19 protein-coding genes and 1 pseudogene are annotated in these 17727 nt (G+C 61.3%); 13 read left to right on the forward strand and 7 right to left on the reverse strand.

Annotation, left to right across the window (positions count from 1 at the left end):
- On the reverse strand, window positions 1-680 hold a 680-nt coding region (locus E7813_RS20815; protein ID WP_291577099.1), incomplete at its 3' end, for a lipid II flippase MurJ.
- A gap of 16 nt (window positions 681-696) precedes the next feature.
- Between E7813_RS20815 and E7813_RS20820 the strand changes: the two genes are divergently transcribed.
- Entirely contained in the window at window positions 697-861 is a 165-nt protein-coding gene (locus tag E7813_RS20820; RefSeq protein ID WP_291577128.1) for a potassium channel family protein, read from the forward strand.
- A 79-nt stretch (window positions 862-940) separates the two neighbouring features.
- On the opposite strand, the pseudogene E7813_RS20825 reads toward E7813_RS20820, so the two are convergent.
- A pseudogene (locus E7813_RS20825) lies at window positions 941-1261 on the reverse strand (porin); the annotation flags it as partial.
- A 152-nt stretch (window positions 1262-1413) separates the two neighbouring features.
- Here E7813_RS20825 and E7813_RS20830 point away from each other — a divergent pair.
- Window positions 1414-2007, forward strand: coding sequence for a L,D-transpeptidase (locus E7813_RS20830; RefSeq protein ID WP_291577100.1), 594 nt, complete (start codon window positions 1414-1416; stop codon window positions 2005-2007).
- Between the two features lie 60 nt (window positions 2008-2067).
- Window positions 2068-3105: an amino acid ABC transporter substrate-binding protein gene (locus E7813_RS20835; protein ID WP_291577101.1), complete on the forward strand. Its 1038-nt coding sequence runs from the start codon at window positions 2068-2070 to the stop codon at window positions 3103-3105.
- 838 nt (window positions 3106-3943) lie between these two features.
- Here the strand turns inward: E7813_RS20835 and E7813_RS20840 are convergent.
- Window positions 3944-4393, reverse strand: a complete 450-nt coding sequence (locus tag E7813_RS20840; protein WP_291577102.1) for a hypothetical protein — start codon at window positions 4391-4393, stop codon at window positions 3944-3946.
- A 223-nt stretch (window positions 4394-4616) separates the two neighbouring features.
- Between E7813_RS20840 and E7813_RS20845 the strand changes: the two genes are divergently transcribed.
- A complete protein-coding gene (locus tag E7813_RS20845; protein WP_291577103.1) occupies window positions 4617-4880 on the forward strand; it encodes a DUF3551 domain-containing protein in 264 nt (87 codons plus the stop codon).
- A gap of 132 nt (window positions 4881-5012) precedes the next feature.
- The gene (locus E7813_RS20850) at window positions 5013-5726 is read left to right on the forward strand and encodes a hypothetical protein (protein ID WP_291577104.1); all 714 of its coding nucleotides are present in this window, start codon (window positions 5013-5015) and stop codon (window positions 5724-5726) included.
- 103 nt (window positions 5727-5829) lie between these two features.
- Here E7813_RS20850 and E7813_RS20855 read toward each other — a convergent pair whose 3' ends face one another.
- Both E7813_RS20855 and E7813_RS20860 read right to left on the reverse strand, forming a co-directional pair.
- Window positions 5830-6600, reverse strand: a complete 771-nt coding sequence (locus E7813_RS20855; protein WP_291577129.1) for a tetratricopeptide repeat protein — start codon at window positions 6598-6600, stop codon at window positions 5830-5832.
- A 185-nt stretch (window positions 6601-6785) separates the two neighbouring features.
- Window positions 6786-8978, reverse strand: coding sequence for a transglycosylase SLT domain-containing protein (locus E7813_RS20860; protein ID WP_291577105.1), 2193 nt, complete (start codon window positions 8976-8978; stop codon window positions 6786-6788).
- Window positions 8979-9257: 279 nt separating this feature from the next.
- Here E7813_RS20860 and dapA point away from each other — a divergent pair, with 279 nt between their 5' ends.
- From dapA to E7813_RS20880, 4 genes are read left to right on the forward strand one after another with little or no spacing between them, the layout of a single operon-like run.
- The gene (gene dapA / locus E7813_RS20865) at window positions 9258-10148 is read left to right on the forward strand and encodes a 4-hydroxy-tetrahydrodipicolinate synthase (RefSeq protein ID WP_291577106.1); all 891 of its coding nucleotides are present in this window, start codon (window positions 9258-9260) and stop codon (window positions 10146-10148) included.
- 60 nt (window positions 10149-10208) lie between these two features.
- Window positions 10209-10622, forward strand: a complete 414-nt coding sequence (gene mscL, locus E7813_RS20870) for a large conductance mechanosensitive channel protein MscL (protein ID WP_291577107.1) — start codon at window positions 10209-10211, stop codon at window positions 10620-10622.
- A 1-nt stretch (window position 10623) separates the two neighbouring features.
- Window positions 10624-11097: an SsrA-binding protein SmpB gene (gene smpB / locus E7813_RS20875; protein ID WP_291577108.1), complete on the forward strand. Its 474-nt coding sequence runs from the start codon at window positions 10624-10626 to the stop codon at window positions 11095-11097.
- A gap of 51 nt (window positions 11098-11148) precedes the next feature.
- Entirely contained in the window at window positions 11149-11724 is a 576-nt protein-coding gene (locus E7813_RS20880; protein WP_291577109.1) for a peroxiredoxin, read from the forward strand.
- A 3-nt stretch (window positions 11725-11727) separates the two neighbouring features.
- Here E7813_RS20880 and E7813_RS20885 read toward each other — a convergent pair whose 3' ends face one another.
- Together E7813_RS20885 and E7813_RS20890 are read right to left on the reverse strand one after the other, a co-directional pair.
- The gene (locus tag E7813_RS20885) at window positions 11728-12426 is read right to left on the reverse strand and encodes a uracil-DNA glycosylase (RefSeq protein ID WP_291577110.1); all 699 of its coding nucleotides are present in this window, start codon (window positions 12424-12426) and stop codon (window positions 11728-11730) included.
- On the reverse strand, window positions 12404-13033 hold the full coding sequence (locus tag E7813_RS20890) for an NYN domain-containing protein (RefSeq protein ID WP_291577111.1): 630 nt from the start codon (window positions 13031-13033) through the stop codon (window positions 12404-12406). Before E7813_RS20890 ends, E7813_RS20885 begins: the two co-directional genes overlap by 23 nt.
- Before the next feature lie 360 nt (window positions 13034-13393).
- Here E7813_RS20890 and rpoZ point away from each other — a divergent pair, with 360 nt between their 5' ends.
- From rpoZ to acpS, 4 genes are all read left to right on the forward strand, one after another.
- Window positions 13394-13786: a DNA-directed RNA polymerase subunit omega gene (rpoZ, locus tag E7813_RS20895; protein WP_079603537.1), complete on the forward strand. Its 393-nt coding sequence runs from the start codon at window positions 13394-13396 to the stop codon at window positions 13784-13786.
- A 239-nt stretch (window positions 13787-14025) separates the two neighbouring features.
- A complete protein-coding gene (locus E7813_RS20900; protein WP_291577112.1) occupies window positions 14026-16344 on the forward strand; it encodes a bifunctional (p)ppGpp synthetase/guanosine-3',5'-bis(diphosphate) 3'-pyrophosphohydrolase in 2319 nt (772 codons plus the stop codon).
- Between the two features lie 135 nt (window positions 16345-16479).
- Window positions 16480-17253, forward strand: a complete 774-nt coding sequence (locus tag E7813_RS20905; RefSeq protein ID WP_291577113.1) for a pyridoxine 5'-phosphate synthase — start codon at window positions 16480-16482, stop codon at window positions 17251-17253.
- Complete coding sequence (gene acpS, locus E7813_RS20910; protein WP_291577114.1) at window positions 17250-17669, forward strand: holo-ACP synthase; 420 nt, start codon at window positions 17250-17252, stop codon at window positions 17667-17669. The genes E7813_RS20905 and acpS overlap by 4 nt, the downstream gene beginning before the upstream one ends.
- The last annotated feature ends 58 nt before the right edge of the window (window positions 17670-17727 follow it).

Consider the following 17727-nt stretch of genomic DNA (forward strand, 5'->3'; position numbering starts at 1 on the left):
CACGATGTGCGTATGAGGAAGGTAGTGCCTAACGGGACTCTTGCAAAAAAGGCCCAAGGCCGTCGCGATAGCGGCGGCGGCCAGGCGGAGCACCGGCCGCAACATTCCCTCAGCCCCCTGAAGCGTGGTGCCGCTGGCATCGGCCCTTTCTCAAACGTCTCCGCTGCAGCCCAGCCGAGCATGACGTAGGCTATGATTGCCGTCGAGCTTGTAATCGCCAGACCGATCGCGCGGCCTTGCCGCCGCAAGACCACGTAAACTGGCGCCATGATGAAGGCGATTCCGGTGCCGACGATGGTCGGGAGCCACGTACTTTCGAGCGTATAGAAGCCGCGACTAATCACCGTTTGCGCAGCCCAACCACTGAGACCAAGACAGAGATATGCCAGGATCGTCGCCGTTTTCTGCACATCAGCGACGGTGAAGCGGTCGGAAAAGAGTCCCCAGATCAGGTAAACTGCTTCGAAGCCGGCGACGGTCAGGCATACCTGGGCAGTACGAGCATCATCAGGACGGCGCGGCACAATGATCCGTAGGTCTCGACGACGTTTCCGGTCGCGACCAATCCGCTGATTGTTGGACAGGAAGCCACACCGGCGGCCATGCTGAACATTCCAATCGGGACCTTCATCAAGGTACGGCCATATTGCAGATATTCTCCAACCGGTTTGACCGTTCAAGCTTGCCAGCAATCTGATCTATTTCAGCTTCGCGACGCTGACCACGACAGGCTACGGCAATATTTTCCCGGTGCATCCGGTGGCGCGCAGCCTTTGCAATCTGGAATCGATATTTGGCCAGCTCTACCCCGCGACCTTGCTTGCAAGACTGGTAACACTCGAGCTTGCAGACCGGGCTTAACCCGGACTGGGGCGGTCATTGGCGCGCAATTGAGACCAACGCAATTCGCGTTCTCGAGTGAGATAGAGGCCGTCAATTTCTAGAAGGCGACCTGGGTCCGCATCGCAAATGCATCGAACTTCGCGCCAACATCAGCGGGGTTGGTAGCGCTCGCCTGCTTCGTGATGTCACCGTGTAGATAATTGAACGTGAAACGCACATTGGGGGTGACGTACCAATTCAGACCCGGCGTATAGACGAGTTGCCTGCCTCCAGCTACCCCGTTCGCGGTTGCAAGTTGATCGTTGAGATCAATCATGCTGATACGCCCGGCTATTTCCCACGCGCCCCAACCTCCGCCTGTCAAGGAAAATGGGTTTGCCGGCACAACGCCGTTGTATGCTGCGGCGGCTGAATTGTAGGTGATGTGCAGGCTGCAACCGGTCTAGGACAACGGATTTTCTGAGATCTCCCAAGTTCCTCAGCGATTATTTCGCACGCCTTCTGGGATTTTGTTTCCTGTGAATGGCCTTGAGTGTTAGACATCTGCGCAAAGAAGAAGGAACGCCTGGAATGATTAAGTTTCGTCACTTCATTTGGACGGCTGTTGCGTCAGTCGGCATAATTCTTTCGTCCTCGCAGAGCTTTGCACAGCAAAACGATCGAGGCGACCAACCCGGGCTCTTAGCTGACGATTCCGTAGAATTGGATCCGGAATATCAGAAGCAGATGGTGTATTACCGTACGACGGAGGCGCCGGGCACCATCATCATCGCGACCGCGGAGCGCCATCTCTACCTGATTCAGGGCAACGGCCGCGCGCTGCGCTACGGCATCGGTGTCGGACGCGACGGATTCCAGTGGCAGGGCCTGTTGAACATTTCGCGCAAGGCGGAGTGGCCGGATTGGACACCGCCGCCGGAGATGATCGCGCGACAGCCCTATCTGCCCCGCTTCATGGCCGGCGGTCCCGGGAACCCGCTCGGCGCCCGCGCGATGTATCTCGGGACCACCGTTTATCGCATCCACGGCACCAATCGGCCGGATACGATCGGCACCGAAGTGTCATCCGGCTGCTTTCGGCTGGTCAATGCGGACGTGACCGACCTCTATGAGCGTGTCCCGGTCGGCACCAAGGTCATTGTGCGGCAGAAGCCGGACCTGTAATCGGGCGACCCAACTTCAATACATAACCCTTTTCCAAATTTCGTTTGAGAGATGTATGCCATGCGGACATTCCGAACCGGCCTTTTGGTTGGGCTAGCTGTTGCGGTTGCAGTCGGCTCCGCCGCGATCGTCTATGAGCGATACGACACCAAAACCCTGAAGCGGACCATCCAGCGGGATGCAGTCCTTTGCGGCGTCAACACTGGCCTGCCCGGATTTTCGAGTCCTGACGACAAAGGAAACTGGTCGGGCTTCGACGTGGATTTCTGTCGCGCAGTCGCCGCTGCAATCTTCGACGACCCGAAAAAGGTGCAGTACATTCCGCTAGACGCCAACGAACGGTTCAAGGAACTGCAAGCCCGCAAGGTTGATATCCTTTCCCGCAACTCGACATGGAACATGTCACGGGAGACTTCCAATGATTTGTATTTTCCAGCGGTTTCTTATTATGACGGTCAGGGATTTATGATCCCGAAGGCGCGCGACATCGATTCCGCGCTCGCGCTCGATGGCAGCAAAGTATGCGTCCAAGAAGCGACCACCACGCAGCTCAATCTTGAGGATTACTTCCGCACCAACAATATGAAGTACCAGGAGATAAAATTCGGAAAACTGGACGAAGCGCTCAGAGCGTATGAGTCAGGCCAATGCGACACATTTACTTCGGACGTGTCCCAGCTCTATGCCCTGCGGCTCAGACTTTCCAAGGCCAGTGATCATGCGATCTTGCCAGACGTAATTTCGAAAGAGCCGCTCGCACCGGTGGTGCGGCAGCGGGACGACGACTGGATGATGATCGTGAAGTGGACTTTGTACGCGATGATTAATGCCGAAGAACTTGGCATCACCTCCAAGAACATCGACGAGGCGTTGAAATCCAAGAAGCCAGACGTGATGCGCCTGGTCGGCACCGAGGGCGCTTATGGCGAAGAGCTCGGTCTTACCAAGGACTGGGCCGTGCGCATCATCCGCCACGTCGGCAATTACGGCGAAGTCTACGAGCGCAATGTCGGCGCCGGCTCGAAGCTCGACATTCCCCGCGGCCTCAACCAGTTATGGAGCGCTGGCGGCATCCAATACGCGCCGCCGATAAGGTAATTGACGCGGCTACCTGATCTTCTCGGGGTCCCGTAACCTTACTTCCGATGTTGCCTCACCTCCCCCAAGCGGTAGGCAATCACGCTCCAGGTCTGGTATTCCAAGGTTAAGGGACGCGACGTTCAGTTGGGTTTCTCTCCTGATTGTACTGGCCTTCAGCTTTGCGGGAGCCGGATAAACCAATTTGCTCGATTGTACCCAGATGAAAGTGCAACGAATTTGAAGCGAGATAGGTTATCGAGCGGCCAAAGGTTTCGGGCAGGATCTCGATCTTCTTCCGGCGATGACGCGAACCCTCGTAGGCCGGCGTGTTTTCCAGGCTTCAGGCGACATCGCGCGCGTCTTCGTCGATGTCACGTGGCACTTTACGCTGCGGCGTGTTCGGGCAGCACTTCGCCTTGAAGGCGCAGCTCTGGCAATCAGACTTGCTAGACCGATATAACCGCGTCCCGTCCTTGGTGATGCCCGAGCGCGGCGTCGCGTAGGTCCGCCGGAACTGCACCAGCAGCTTGCCCTGCTGGCAGGTGTAATGGTTGCGTTCAGCATTGCGCGATCGCTCGAACTCCAGCGTGCCCTTCAGTGAACGGGCATGATTGCGTGCATTTTCGTTGATATCGCGCGCGATCTTCTTGAACGGTGCGCGCGTGCATCGAGGCTAGGGACAATTCTGACGTTAACCAATTTTTGATGATGAAAAAGGCAAACGCGGTCTCTTCGAGCCAAAGCAACAATCACCGTCTGGGCGCTCGTCGACCACATCTGCATCCTCACGCAAGAGCTTGAGATCAAACACGATCATTATGAGTCGGATACATAGAGACCGTCGCTCGTCGTGTGTTTATTGAAGCCCATGCTGCTTGGTGGCATCCTGCTTCACCGGTTTACTTGACCTTGTCGCAATCACGCGATCGATCTGCTCTATCAGCGCGACCGCCTTCGCGCGGATGTCCTCGAGCGTCTCGTACTTCGGTGGCATGGCCGGTCCTATTTTGGTATAGGTCCGTTTTTTCTCGGCCTTGGCCGCTTGTTTCATCTCCAGAAGCATCAGCTTGCCAAGGATCGGCATAATCAGATCCGGCCGCTTCATCGCCACCTTGAACAGATAACCAGTCAGCCCATTCGTACTCTTACCGTCTTCACCGACAGCCTCAAGCGCAACCAAGAGCGCTTCCTTCAATGTAAGCGTGATTTTGTTCTTGCTTCCCCTCGGGCGACCAGCACCAGCATGCTTCTCACCCTTCTCAGGGACCCACAGTTCGACGCCCTTTCTAGTTGTTACTTTACGCATGCGCACTCCTCGATAGAAAGGTATTATAATACTCCTACCGCAGCATTATTTTAGCATTATCTTCGTACGGTAGTCCTCGATATCTTCAACAATTTCGACCACGGTATAACCATGCCGTGATAATCGTGGTTGCTATCGTGCTTTCACAATAAATATAGAGCGGGGACGGAGCGTTGTGCTCCGATCGGCAAACCCGGAAATGCGGACGGTCAAGGATACGGCGATGCACAAGTTTTTGCTGGCGGCCTCATGCATTGGCGCGGTGGCCTCGTGCGCCGTTTTGGCTCCATCGGCCGCGCAGGCGCGCGATTATCCCTACTGCATCAAGGGCGCTGACTACGGGAGTTCTGTCGGGGACTGCAGTTTCGACACCTATCAGCAATGCCAGGCGACAGCCTCCGGCCGGTTTGACTATTGCGATGCCAATCCGTTCTACGCGAGCAAGCAACCGATCGCTCCCCCGATCAGGCGACGCGGGCGTTATTAGAGCGTTTTCAAGCAAAGTTGGGGCGCGCAAGCGCGATGACCCGCGAAGGCCACTGCTTTCGCGGCGGCTCTGGCGCGTGCTAGGTTCAGGCGCGAAGGCTCCGGAAACGCGAGCCAACCAAGAGCGATAGCCGTGCCCGATCATAATGAACCGTTGACGCTCAAGTTCCGCTGCCCGGCTGAACTGGACGGAAAGCTGCCGCCGCCGGTGCCGGCGACACTGGGCCTTCCCGGCTGGCTCAAGGCGATGCCGACGCAGGCCTTCAACGCCGTCAACATGCGCGAAGAGGATACGATCAAGCGCTGTCCCCCCTTCGTCGACGCCATGACCAGCGGATTCCTGATTCCGCTGATCTGCGATCTCAGGATCGAGAGCGGCGCGATCACCTGGGACAATGATATCCCGCCCGGCGGCGCGATCGAATTTCCGCGCTCGCCGATCGGCTTCCACGACATGAGCCAGGTCGCCGGCTCGCCGCTGTTCGAGCCCGACCGGTTCCTGATCAAGTTTCACAATCTGTGGAGCATCGAGGCGCCGGAAGGCTATTCGCTGCTGTTCACCCATCCGCTCAACCGCTTCGATCTGCCCTTCACCACCTTGAGCGGCATGGTCGATTGCGACCGATATCGCGACAGCTGGATTCATTTCCCGGCGCACTGGCACGACATGAATTTCAGCGGCGTGCTGCCGATGGGCACGCCGATCGCGCAGTGCCTGCCGGTGAAACGGGACAACTGGGTGGCGCACATCGCGCCGTTTACGGCGGAAGAGACGCAACGGGTCCACGAACTGACCAAGGCGATCGGCCGCGAGTCAGGATTATACCGGCGGAAATTCCGGGCCTAAAGCGTTTTCCAGCGAGGTGGATACCGGTTCGCGTAAAGAAAACGCGTCAAATCAGGAATCCAGAGCCCCGTTTCGATTCATCGAAACGGGGGCCTGGAGCGGCTCAGACCGGTTCGCCCTGCAGGAATTTCGCAACCGCGCTCGGGCGGAAGAAGAAACGGCCGTGCGATGAAGCGGCCAGCGCGTGGGTGGCTCGACCGAGCAGCCCGGGACTGCCGCGCAACGCCGAACGAAGGTTGGCGTCGCCGGCGGCGCGCTCGCCCATCTCGAAAAGGCAGGCGGCGAGATCCGCGCGCGTCAGGGCATCGTCGGGACGATGCGCCAGCGCAAGCCGGTAGGTGTCGGCGGCAGACGCATATTCGCCGTCCAGCAGCAGAACGCGGGCGAGTTCCGTCAAAATTTCGGGACGGCCCGGTGCGGCTTCGCGAGCCCTTGAGAGGATCGCGCGCGCCTTGCCGCGCTGATTTTGAGCGAGGTGAAGCCGAGCAAGGTCGACTTGCAGATCGATGGCTTCGGGCGCCAGCGCAACCCCGCTTTCGATGGCGGCGATGGCCTCGTCGAGGCGTCCGGCCTTGGCAAGCTGGCCGGCGAGTTCCTGGAAGGCCGGCAGGAACGGAGGGCGCCGCGCCGCGGTCCGGCGCAATTGTTCAATCGCTTCCGCGCGGCGTCCGGCGCCGCTGAGCGCTGCCGCAAGCAGGGTTTCGATACCGGGATCGTTGCCGCGCCGTGCCGCCTTTTCAAGCGGCGCGATCGCTTCGCCTCCACGGTTTTGGGCCAGCAGGGCTCGGGCCAGTATCGAGATCGCGGCGGCATCGGTCCGGCTCGCTCGCAGGGCTTCGGCGGCGAGCTGCTCGGCCGCCGCGAACTGCTGCATCCCCAGCGCGCGCGCGGCGCGCTCGATCAATGGGGAGCGGACAGGTTGTTGTCCGCGGCTGACGGTTGGGAAAGAAGGATGCTTCGGCAAAGGGCTCGTGACCTGATGTCCTTCGCAGCCATTACCACATGCATCAAAACAGCGCCAATATGCCCGGGCTATTGGCAGCGCCAATATGCCCCCGGCTATTCGACAGCGGCGCCGCGGTGCAGGTCGGCCTCGATCTGCAGCCGCGTTCCGCCGCCGAAGCGCGCCCGGTAGACCTGCAAATTCTCCATGATCCGCTGGACGTAATTGCGGGTCTCCGAGAACGGAATCTGCTCGACCCAGTCGACCGGGTCGACCTGGGGATCGCGCGGATCGCCGTAGCGCTCGATCCATTTTTTGACGCTGCCGCGGCCGGCATTGTAGGCGGCGAACGTCATGATGTAGGAGCCGCGGTAATCCTCGATCAGCCCGCCGAGTTCCGCGGCGCCCAGTGCGGCGTTGTAGACCGGATCGGTCTTGAGGCGGCCGAGATCGAAGCTCGCGCCATATTTCTTGCAGACATAACGGCCCGCTTCCGGCGTCACCTGCATCAGCCCATAGGCCTGCGCGGGCGAGACCACCGCCGGATTGAAGGCGCTCTCCTGCCGCGCAATGGAAAAAATGATGCTCTGCTCGACGTCCGGCCCGATCGGCTTGAACGGCGGGATGCCGTTCATCGGATAGGCGTAGAAATCGAACGGCAGCCCGCGATTGAGCGCGGCCTTGCCAACCAGCAGCATGGCGCGCGCGTCGTCGTTGCGCGCGGCCAGTTCGCCCAGTCCGACCAGCAGGTCGGGATCGCCGTTCTCCCCCATGTCGGCGAAAATCGGGATCGCGATTTCGCGTTCGTCCAGCGCGTAGAGCAGTTGCGCCGCGCGGACCAGCTCCAGCCGCTCGATTCCGCGGCCGCGAGCGGCGGGAACGCCGTTCAACTCGATCTGCGGCAATCCCAGTTTCGCACGCGCCAGCTGGCCGTAATAACTGGTCGATTGTTCCGCGGCCGCGGTGTAGGCGGCGCGGGCTTCCTGGGAACGGCCCGCCGCTTCCGCGGCGCGGCCTTGCCAGTAGCCGGCCCGTGCCAGCGTGGTCGGGTTGACGCTGCCGACGCCGATGCGCGCAAAGTGCTGGGCAGCCGTCGCCGGGTCGGTCAGAAAGCGCAACGCAATCCAGCCCGCGGTGAATTCCTGCTCGGTCTTGTAGACGTCGCGCGAGGGCAGGGCCGCGTCGCGCGCAATCAGGTAGGCGGTACGGCGTTCGCCGATGTCGAGCATCTTGCGCGACAGCAACCGCCGCTCGATCCACCATTCGTCCAGATTGTAAAGCCGGCCCGGGTCCCTTGGCGCGCTCAGCATCAGTTGGGCTGCTTCGGCGAATTTCTCTTCGCGGCGAAGCAACTGGATCTTGCTGAAGATGAAACCGGCGTCGCCATGCAGATCGCGCGGCACCGCTTCCAGCAGCGCCCTGGCGTTGGAGGCCTTGCGATAGGATGCAATCCGCGCCTTCGCCAGCGCGAGCTGACCGCCGCCGAGCCGCTTGGCGGCGCGCAACGCGGCGTCGTGTTCGCTGCCATAGAGCAGCATATCCATTCGCGCCTTGTGATCGCCGGGCGAAAGCATCGCGCCGAACAGGTCGAGCGCGCTGCTTTCGGTGTCCTCGGATATCGTATCGTTTCGCCAGGCGTCGCGCACCAAGCGCTCGGCGTTGGCGCGGTCGCCGCGCGCGATCATGGCTTTTGCCAGCGCGAATTTGCCCTTGGCCGACAACGGTGAATCGTTTTCGAACCACGCCCACACTGTGGCGTCGTCGCGATGGTCGTCCCAAAGCGCGGCTTCGCCGCGCCGGCGCAGGAAGGTCTGCGAAGGCCAGCTCGGATTGGCCGACAGGAACGCGCGATAGCGCTCCACCGTCGCGCCATTGTCGTCGCTGCGCAGGATGATCCATTCGGCGAGTTTCCTCGCCACCGGATCCGATATTGCCGCTTCGGCTTCGGTCGCATCCGCAGGCTTGTGCTTGCGCACGAGTTCGATGACGTTTTCCAGCGCATCGGTGTCGGCCTGCGAAGTCGACGACGTGGCAGCCACCGCGGCCGCCACCGGCGGTTTGCGCACCGGCTGAGGCGGCAAAACCGCGTGCTGACGTGTGGCGGGCTCGCTTGCCGGCGCGATGGCAGCGGGCGCGGTCCTGACCGAGATATTGGGCAAGGTCTTGGGCAAGGAAGTGGACAAGGTCTTGGGCACGACGTTGCGCGCGATTGGCCGCGGTTTCGGCAGCGGTACCTTGGGCTTGGCCCGGGCATCCGCTGTCGTCGCCGACAGGCCGAGGACCAACGCCAGGCCTGCCGCCAAAGCCAAGGATCGCAATACGGATCGCAACGCGGCTGCACGGGCGGGGGGGATCACGGCGTTCCTTCGCGGCGAATCACGCAATCGTTGAGACCTCAGGTCTATTTGATTGAATATGCGGACAAAATACCAAATACGGCTGATGCAGCCGATGTCTGCACCCGCTCCGCGGCAAAATCGCGGCTGGGATTGCGCCGGGGCAGGCCTTTCGCCGGACCGACAGACCCGGTATGAATTGGTTCTTATCGCCCGGTCAATGGGCAAGCGACGTGCGTTCGGAGGAAGCCCATGGCAGCCAAGACGAATTTCCGGGGTTCATTCACCGCCTTGGTCACGCCATTCAGGAACGGCTCGCTCGATGAAGCGGCGTTTCGCGCGCTGGTGAGCTGGCAAATCGCCGAGGGCACCCACGGCCTGGTGCCGGTCGGCACCACCGGCGAAAGCCCGACCGTGAACCACGACGAGCACAAGCGCGTCGTCGAATGGTGCATCGATGAGGCCAAGGGCCGCGTGCCCGTGATCGCCGGCGCCGGTTCCAATTCGACCAGGGAGGCGGTCGAACTGGCGCAGCATGCGGAGCAGGCCGGCGCCGATGCGGTGCTGGTGGTCACGCCGTATTACAACAAGCCGACCCAGGAAGGCATGTATCAGCACTTCAAGGCGATCAACGATGCGATCGGAATTCCCATCATCATCTACAACATTCCGCCGCGTTCGGTGATCGATATGAGCGTGGATACCATGAAGCGGCTGTTCGAATTGAAGAACATCGCCGGCGTCAAGGATGCGACCGCGAGCATGGTGCGGGTCTCCCAGCAACGGGCGGCGCTGGGCGAGGATTTCAACCAGTTGTCGGGCGAGGATGCCACCGTGCTCGGCTACATGGCGCATGGCGGTCACGGCTGCATTTCAGTGACCTCCAACGTCGCGCCGCGGCTGTGTTCCGAATTCCACCTCGCCTGGCAGAGGGGCGATGTCGCCACCGCGCTCAAGGTGCACGACAAGCTGATGCCGCTGCATACCAATCTCTTCATCGAGTCGAACCCGGCGCCGGTCAAATATGCGCTGTCGCTGCTCGGCAAAATCGAGGAGAAGCTGCGTTTGCCGATGGTTCCGGTGTCCGAGCCCACCCGCGTGGCGGTGCGTAGCGCCATGGTGCATGCGGGCCTGATCAACTAGGCGTCCGACGCCGTAGCGATCAACCATCCGGCGCGCGAAGCTGAAGAGGAGGGCCGGTAGATGCTCAAGGAATTCCGCGATTTCGCAATGAAGGGCAATGTGGTCGACCTCGCGGTCGGCGTCATTATCGGCGCGGCCTTCGGCGGCATCGTAACCTCGCTGGTCGGCGACATCATCATGCCGGTGATCGGCGGCATCACGGGCGGGCTGGATTTCTCCAACTATTTCACGCCGCTATCGAAAGCGGTCACGGCCGGCAATCTCGTCGATGCGAAAAAGCAAGGCGCCGTGCTGGCTTGGGGCAATTTCCTCACCCTGACGCTGAATTTCCTGATCGTCGCCTTCGTGCTGTTCACCGTCATCAGGTTCATGAACCAACTAAAGCGCAAGGATGAAGCGGCGCCGGTGCCGCCGAAGCCGACGCGGCAGGAAGAGTTGCTGACCGAGATCCGCGATCTCCTGAAGAAGGCTTGACGTGGCCGAGAAGAACGAGCGCGCGATCAAGGTCGTCGCTGAAAACCGCAAAGCGCGGTTCAACTATGCGATCGAGGACACGGTGGAAGCGGGAATCGCGCTGACCGGCACCGAGGTCAAGTCGATCCGCAACGGCAAGACCACCATCGCGGAATCCTATGCGGATTCCAAGGGCGGCGAAATCTGGCTGATCAACGCCAATATTCCGGAATACCTGCAGGCCAACCGCTTCAATCACGAGCCGAAGCGGCCGCGCAAACTGCTGCTGCACAAAAAGCAGATCAACAAACTGATGGGCGCGGTCGAGCGCGACGGTATGACCCTGATCCCGCTAAAACTTTATTTCAACGAGCGCGGCCGCGCCAAGCTCTTGCTGGCGGTGGCGAAAGGCAAGAAACTGCACGACAAGCGCGAGAGCGAGAAAAAGCGCGACTGGGGCAGGGAGAAGGGCCGCCTGTTGCGGGCGCGGGGCTAGAATAGCGCCTCACCATGAGGTCTCGAAGTACTGGATGCTGAGGAAAATGCGATGAATCAAAAGAACCTGATGGAAGTCGACTGGAGCAAAATTCCCGCGCCGACCGACGACGGCGCGGCGGCGCACCTTGTGGGCATGACGATCCCGCCGATCGGCCTGGTTGCCACCGACGACACCTCGGTGACATTGGCGGCGTTGCCGGGACGCACCGTCGTGTTCGCCTATCCCAGGACCGGCGAGCCGGGCAAGATCTCGCTGGTCGACGATTGGGACATGATTCCGGGCGCGCGGGGCTGCACGCCGCAAACCTGCTCGTTCCGCGACCTGTTCGCGGAGCTGAAAGCCGCCGGCGCCAAGCATGTGTTCGGCCTGTCGACCCAGAGCAACGAATACCAGGCCGAAATGGCCGCGCGGCTGCATTTGCCGTTCCCGGTTTTGTCGGATGAGCAATTGGCGCTGACGCGTGCGCTGGATTTACCGACCATGGAGGTGGCGGGGTTGACCATGATCAAGCGGCTGGCTTTGATCGTCGATGAAGCGCGCATCACCCACGTGTTCTATCCGGTGTTTCCGCCGGATCGAAATGCCGGCGACGTACTGGCATGGCTGAAGGAAAATCCGGTTTAGTCGCTAACCCAAATCCGCTTTTACTTGCGCAAAAACGCTTCGGAACATCTCCGGCGTCAGCACCCGGGTGTTGGTGTTGTAACGCGAGCAATGATAGCTGTCGTATAATTTCAAAGCTCCCGACCGGTGCACCGCGCCATGCGCGAACGGGGCTGCGGTGGCGCGCAAACCCAATGCTTTCAGCGTCGAGTCATGCGCCACCCGGCCGAGCGCGACGATCGCGCGCAGCCTTGGCATGGCTTGGATCGTCGCGATGAGAAATTGCCGGCAGGTGTTGATCTCGGCGGGCAGCGGCTTGTTTTGCGGCGGCACGCAGTGCACCGCATTGCCGATCCTGCAATCCACCAGCGTCAGGCCGTCATCGGGCCGCGCCCGATAGACGCCTTTGGCAAAACCATATTCGTGCAGCGTCGCGTACAGGAGGTCGCCGGCGTAGTCGCCGGTGAAGGGACGCCCGGTGCGATTGGCGCCCTGCAGGCCCGGCGCGAGGCCAACGATCAGCAGGCGGGCGTCGGGATCGCCGAACGACGGCACCGGTGCATTGAACCATTGCGGTTCGCGTGCGCGCACCGCCGCGCGGAAATCGACCAGCCGCGGACAGAGCGGGCAATTGCGATCGGGTTCGGTGGAAAGGCCGGGAGCGCCGGCAGGCACCGGCTGGCCGCGCGCCGGATTATTCTCAATCCTCGAAATCGTCTTCATCGCCTCTCGGCGCCATGGTGCTCGCGCGCTGCAGGAATTGCGGCGCGTGATGACGCGGCTCGCGCGGCGCCGGCCGCTCGGAGGGATCGCGGCCGAGCTTGGATTGCAATTCCACCAGATCGGTGAAGACATCGGCCTGGCGGCGCAACTCGTCGGCGATCATCGGCGGCTGGCTTGAAATCGTCGAGACCACGGTGACGCGGACGCCGCGGCGCTGCACCGCTTCGACCAGCGAGCGAAAATCGCCGTCGCCGGAAAACAGCACGATCTGATCGACGTGCTCGGCAAGCTCCATCGCATCGACCGCAAGCTCGATATCCATGTTGCCTTTGACCTTGCGGCGGCCGCTGGCGTCGATGAATTCCTTGGTCGCCTTGGTGACGACGGTATAGCCGTTGTAATCGAGCCAGTCGATCAAGGGGCGGATCGACGAATATTCCTGATCTTCAATGATGGCGGTGTAATAGAACGCGCGCACCAGCGTGCCGCGGCTCTGGAATTCCTTGAGCAGGCGCTTGTAGTCGATATCGAAGCCGAGCGTCTTGGCGGTCGCGTAAAGATTGGCGCCATCGATAAAAAGAGCGATTTTATTGGAAGCGGGGGACATCAAGTTTCTCGCGTGGTTGTTGATAACGTTTTTGGCGCGGTGGCAACGGGCCGCGCATCTCAAAGATCATGTTGCCTGGCGCTGGGCGTATCGGCTGGACTGACACAACGGCAATGTGGTGGGGCAAGGGCAATAAGCCTAACCTTTATACGATTCAATGAAGCGATTTCTTGTCCTGGACAACTTTCAAGATATCTCTGGAGGTGTCTGGACGCTCCGGCCTTTTGGCCCCAATGGAGGGGTTAGCAGAGGCAATTGCGAAGGCCAAATCACAAATTTGGGCTTGCGAAAAGCTCCAAGGGGCTATACCTACGGCCGCATAATCAACAGTTTAGGTCCCATTTAACGGAGCGACAGTCGATGGCGCGCGTCACCGTAGAAGATTGCATTGATAAGGTCGACAATCGGTTCGATCTGGTCCTGCTGGCGGCACATCGCGCCCGTATGATTTCGTCCGGTTCACAACTCACGATTGATCGGGACAACGACAAGAATCCTGTCGTATCGCTACGTGAAATCGCGGACTCGACGATTTCCCCCGAGGATTTGCGGGAGGAACTGGTGCATTCGCTGCAGAAATTCGTCGAAGTCGACGAACCGGAGCCCGATACGGTGCCTCTGATCGGCTCGGCAGGCGCCAGCGTCGATGCCGACGACACCGAGGTGGCGGTCGAGCGCATGACCGAGGAGGAGCTTCTGAAGGGCCTCGAAGGCCTGGCGCCTCCGGAAGAACAGCCCGAAGAGGACGAGTAAACCTCTTCAAGCGCGTTCCGGGGGCTACCGAAGGTTGTCCCAACCGATTTGATTTACCAAAGGCCCGGACATTTGTCCGGGCCTTTGCTTTTATTGCCATTTTCAGGGTTACGATGCGTGCCCGATAGTGGATGATCACGTCTGCGTGGAACGGCCGGGCTGTTTCGCTCCGATGCCATCTTAATGTTATTCTTTAAGATCGGGCCGCCCGGGTCCTGATGAATTAAGGCAATGATTCGATGGCGTATAGGCGCCGCAACCCTCCGCAGATGCAGGCCGCGACCGATTCGGTCGTCGTGGCGACCAAATCGGCTGCGACGGCGGTCGTGCCGGCGGCGGCCAAACCGGTCAAGCCGGGGCGCCCGCGCATGATGCGGCAATACGATCTGGTCGAACGCGTCCGCTCCTATAACCCCGATACCAACGAAGACCTGCTGAACCGCGCCTACGTCTACGCCATGAAGGCGCATGGCGCGCAAACCCGCGCCTCCGGCGATCCGTATTTTTCGCATCCGCTCGAGGTCGCAGCGATCCTCACCGACCTCAAGCTCGACGACGCCACCATCGTGGCGGCCTTGCTGCACGACACCATCGAGGACACCGAGGCCACCCGCGCCGAAATCGACCACGTCTTCGGGCACGAGATCGGCGCGCTGGTGGAGGGGCTCACCAAGCTGAAGCGGCTCGAACTGGTGTCGCGCGAGGCCAAGCAGGCCGAAAACCTGCGCAAGCTGCTGCTGGCGATCGCCGACGACGTCCGCGTTCTCCTGATCAAGCTGGCCGATCGCCTCCACAATATGCGCACGCTGGAGTTCGTGCCGCCGACGGCCCGCCGCCGCATTGCCGAGGAGACACTCGATATCTATGCCCCGCTTGCCGGGCGCATGGGCATGCAGGAGATGCGGGAAGAACTCGAGGATCTCTCGTTCCGCATGCTCGATCCGGAAGCCCATGCGGTGGTGATGCAGCGGCTGGATTCGCTGGCGGAGCGAAACCGCAACCTGATCAGCGAGATCGAAAGCCAGCTCTCCAAGAATCTCGAAGACAACGGCATGGCCGCGCACGTCTACGGCCGGCGCAAGCAGCCGTTTTCGATCTGGACCAAAATGGAGCGCAAGTCGGTCGGCTTCGAGCAATTGTCCGATATTTTCGGATTCCGCGTCGTATTGGACGACGTCGAAGCCTGCTATCGCGCGCTCGGCGTCGTGCACACCACCTGGCCGGTAGTGCCGGGCCGGTTCAAGGATTACATCTCGACCCCGAAACAGAACGACTATCGCTCGATCCACACCACCGTGATCGGTCCCGGCAACCAGCGCGTCGAATTGCAGATTCGCACCAGGGAGATGGACCAGATCGCCGAGTTAGGCATCGCCGCGCATGCTTTCTACAAGGATGGCGTCGGCTCGCCGACCGAACTCCTAAAGCGCGAATCCAACGCCTTCGCCTGGCTGCGCCACACCATCGGGATCTTGTCGGAAAGCGCCAATCCGGAGGAATTCCTCGAGCATACCAAGCTCGAATTGTTTCACGACCAGGTGTTCTGCTTTACCCCGAAGGGAAAGCTGATCGCGCTGCCGCGCCAGGCCAATGTGATCGACTTTGCCTATGCGGTGCATACCGATGTCGGCAACAGCGCCGTCGGCTGCAAGATCAACGGCAAGTTCGCGCCTCTGTCGTCCGAGTTGCAGAATGGCGACGAGGTGGAGGTTCTGACCTCGCAAGCCCAGTCGGCGCCGCCATCGGCGTGGGAGTCGCTCGCGGTCACCGGCAAGGCGCGGGCGGCGATCCGGCGCGCGACGCGAACCGCGGTACGCGATCAATATGCCGGCCTCGGCCGCCGTATCGTCGAACGGCTGTTCACGCGCGCCAAGATCGAATACGCCGACGACAAGCTCAAGGGCGCGCTGCCGCGGCTGGCGCGCGCCTCGATCGACGACGTGATGGCGGCGGTCGGACGCGGCGAGATGAAGGCGTCCAACGTCGCGCGGGCGATGTACCCCGATTACAAGGAAGAGCGGGTCGCGCGTTATGGCGCAAACGCAAAGAAGAGTCTTGCGGTCAAGCTGAAGCTGAAATCGCCGCCGGACCCCGCGCGCAGCCCCTCCGCAATACCGGTGCGCGGCATCAATTCCGATTTGCCGGTCAAGTTCGCGCCGAACGGCGGTGCCGTGCCGGGCGACCGCATCGTCGGCATCGTCTCGCCGGGCGAGGGCATTACCATCTATCCGATCCAGTCGCCGGCACTGAAGGATTTCGAGGAAGAACCGGAGCGCTGGCTCGACGTCCGCTGGGATGTCGACGACAGCGTCCCGCAGCGTTTTCCGGCGCGGATCCTGGTCGACAATGTCAACGAGCCCGGCAGCCTCGCCCAGGTTGCCACCGTGATCGCCGAGCACGACGGCAATATCGACAACATCAGCATGTCCAGGCGCTCGCAGGACTTCACCGAGCTCACCATCGATCTTGAGGTCTATGACCTGAAGCATCTCAGCGCTATTATAGCCCAGTTGCGCGCCAAGGCCGTCGTCGCACGGGTCGAACGCGTCAATGGATGATGCGCGTCATTGCCGGGCACAGCCGTCCAAAGGACGGCGTTGCTTCCGCTCGCCTATGACCCGGCAATCCATCCATTCGAAGAAGATGGATGCCCGGATCAAGTCCGGGCATGACAACGAAGGTGGTTTTTGCAGATGTCGAATCCTCCACTGCGCCTGGGAGTCAACGTCGATCACGTCGCCACGCTTCGCAATGCGAGGGCGGGGGTTAATCCCGATCCGGTGCGCGCCGCATTGGTTGCGATCGCGGCCGGGGCCGACGGCATCACCGCGCATCTGCGCGAGGATCGCCGCCACATCCGTGACGACGACATGGCGCGCCTGAAGGCCGAAATCTCAAAACCGCTGAATTTCGAGATGGCCGCGACCGAAGAGATGCTGAAAATCGCGCTGGCGACCAGGCCTCATGCGGTATGCCTCGTGCCCGAGCGCCGCGAAGAGCTCACCACCGAGGGCGGTCTCGACGCGGCAGGACAGCACAATACGCTCAGGCCGTTCATCGCGCGGTTGAACGATGCGGGTATCCGGGTTTCGCTGTTCATCGCCGCCGATCCGCGGCAGATCGAAATGGCGGCGAAGCTGCGCGCGCCGGTGATTGAAATCCACACCGGCGCCTGGTGCGATGCCGTGGTCGACGGCCACACGACGAAAGCGGAGGCGGAATGGAAGCGGATCGTCGCCGGAGCGCAGGCAGCGCGCTCGATCGGCCTCGAAGTCCATGCCGGCCACGGCCTCGATTATGTCACCGCCGAGACCATCGCCGCCCTGCCGGACATCGTCGAACTCAATATCGGCTACTACATGATGGGGGAGGCGTTGTTCGTCGGCATCGCCGAGACGGTGCGCGCGATGCGGGCGGCGATGGATCGCGGCCGCAGCAAACTTGCGAATTCGGCGAGCCGGGCATGATCATCGGCATCGGATCGGACCTGATCGATATTCGCCGCGTCGCCAAGGTCATCGAGCGCCACGGCGACCGCTTTCTCGATCGCATTTTTACCGACGCCGAGCGCGCCAAGGCCGGCCGCCGCGCCAGGAACGAAAAGATGGTGGTGGCGACCTATGCCAAGCGGTTTGCCGCCAAGGAGGCCTGTTCCAAGGCGCTGGGCACCGGAATCCGGCAGGGCGTCTGGTGGCGGGACATGGGGGTGGTGAACCTGCCCGGTGGCCGTCCGACCATGAAACTGACCGGCGGGGCGCTGGCGCGGCTCGAGAAACTGACGCCGCAGGGTTTTGAGGCGCGGATCGATCTGTCGATCACCGACGACTGGCCGCTGGCCCAGGCTTTTGTCATAATTTCGGCGGTCGCGCCGGGCAAACCGTGAACCTGTCGGGCCGACCTGTCCGGCAGCCCGCGCAAACTAAAAATCACTGGCCGGTCAA

The organism is Bradyrhizobium sp. (assembly GCF_004799405.1).
Lineage (GTDB): Bacteria > Pseudomonadota > Alphaproteobacteria > Rhizobiales > Xanthobacteraceae > Bradyrhizobium.

What these genes read in the sequence shown, in the direction of transcription:
- E7813_RS20885 (WP_291577110.1), bottom strand. Translation starts at nt 12,426, where the DNA reads ATGAAGACGATTTCGAGGATTGAGAATAATCCGGCGCGCGGCCAGCCG.
- E7813_RS20890 (WP_291577111.1), bottom strand. Translation starts at nt 13,033, where the DNA reads ATGTCCCCCGCTTCCAATAAAATCGCTCTTTTTATCGATGGCGCCAAT.
- acpS (WP_291577114.1), top strand. Translation starts at nt 17,250, where the DNA reads ATGATCATCGGCATCGGATCGGACCTGATCGATATTCGCCGCGTCGCC.
- E7813_RS20900 (WP_291577112.1), top strand. Translation starts at nt 14,026, where the DNA reads ATGGCGTATAGGCGCCGCAACCCTCCGCAGATGCAGGCCGCGACCGAT.
- E7813_RS20830 (WP_291577100.1), top strand. Translation starts at nt 1,414, where the DNA reads ATGATTAAGTTTCGTCACTTCATTTGGACGGCTGTTGCGTCAGTCGGC.
- E7813_RS20840 (WP_291577102.1), bottom strand. Translation starts at nt 4,393, where the DNA reads ATGCGTAAAGTAACAACTAGAAAGGGCGTCGAACTGTGGGTCCCTGAG.
- E7813_RS20845 (WP_291577103.1), top strand. Translation starts at nt 4,617, where the DNA reads ATGCACAAGTTTTTGCTGGCGGCCTCATGCATTGGCGCGGTGGCCTCG.
- E7813_RS20880 (WP_291577109.1), top strand. Translation starts at nt 11,149, where the DNA reads ATGAATCAAAAGAACCTGATGGAAGTCGACTGGAGCAAAATTCCCGCG.
- E7813_RS20905 (WP_291577113.1), top strand. Translation starts at nt 16,480, where the DNA reads ATGTCGAATCCTCCACTGCGCCTGGGAGTCAACGTCGATCACGTCGCC.
- rpoZ (WP_079603537.1), top strand. Translation starts at nt 13,394, where the DNA reads ATGGCGCGCGTCACCGTAGAAGATTGCATTGATAAGGTCGACAATCGG.
- E7813_RS20855 (WP_291577129.1), bottom strand. Translation starts at nt 6,600, where the DNA reads ATGCAGCAGTTCGCGGCGGCCGAGCAGCTCGCCGCCGAAGCCCTGCGA.
- dapA (WP_291577106.1), top strand. Translation starts at nt 9,258, where the DNA reads ATGGCAGCCAAGACGAATTTCCGGGGTTCATTCACCGCCTTGGTCACG.
- mscL (WP_291577107.1), top strand. Translation starts at nt 10,209, where the DNA reads ATGCTCAAGGAATTCCGCGATTTCGCAATGAAGGGCAATGTGGTCGAC.
- E7813_RS20835 (WP_291577101.1), top strand. Translation starts at nt 2,068, where the DNA reads ATGCGGACATTCCGAACCGGCCTTTTGGTTGGGCTAGCTGTTGCGGTT.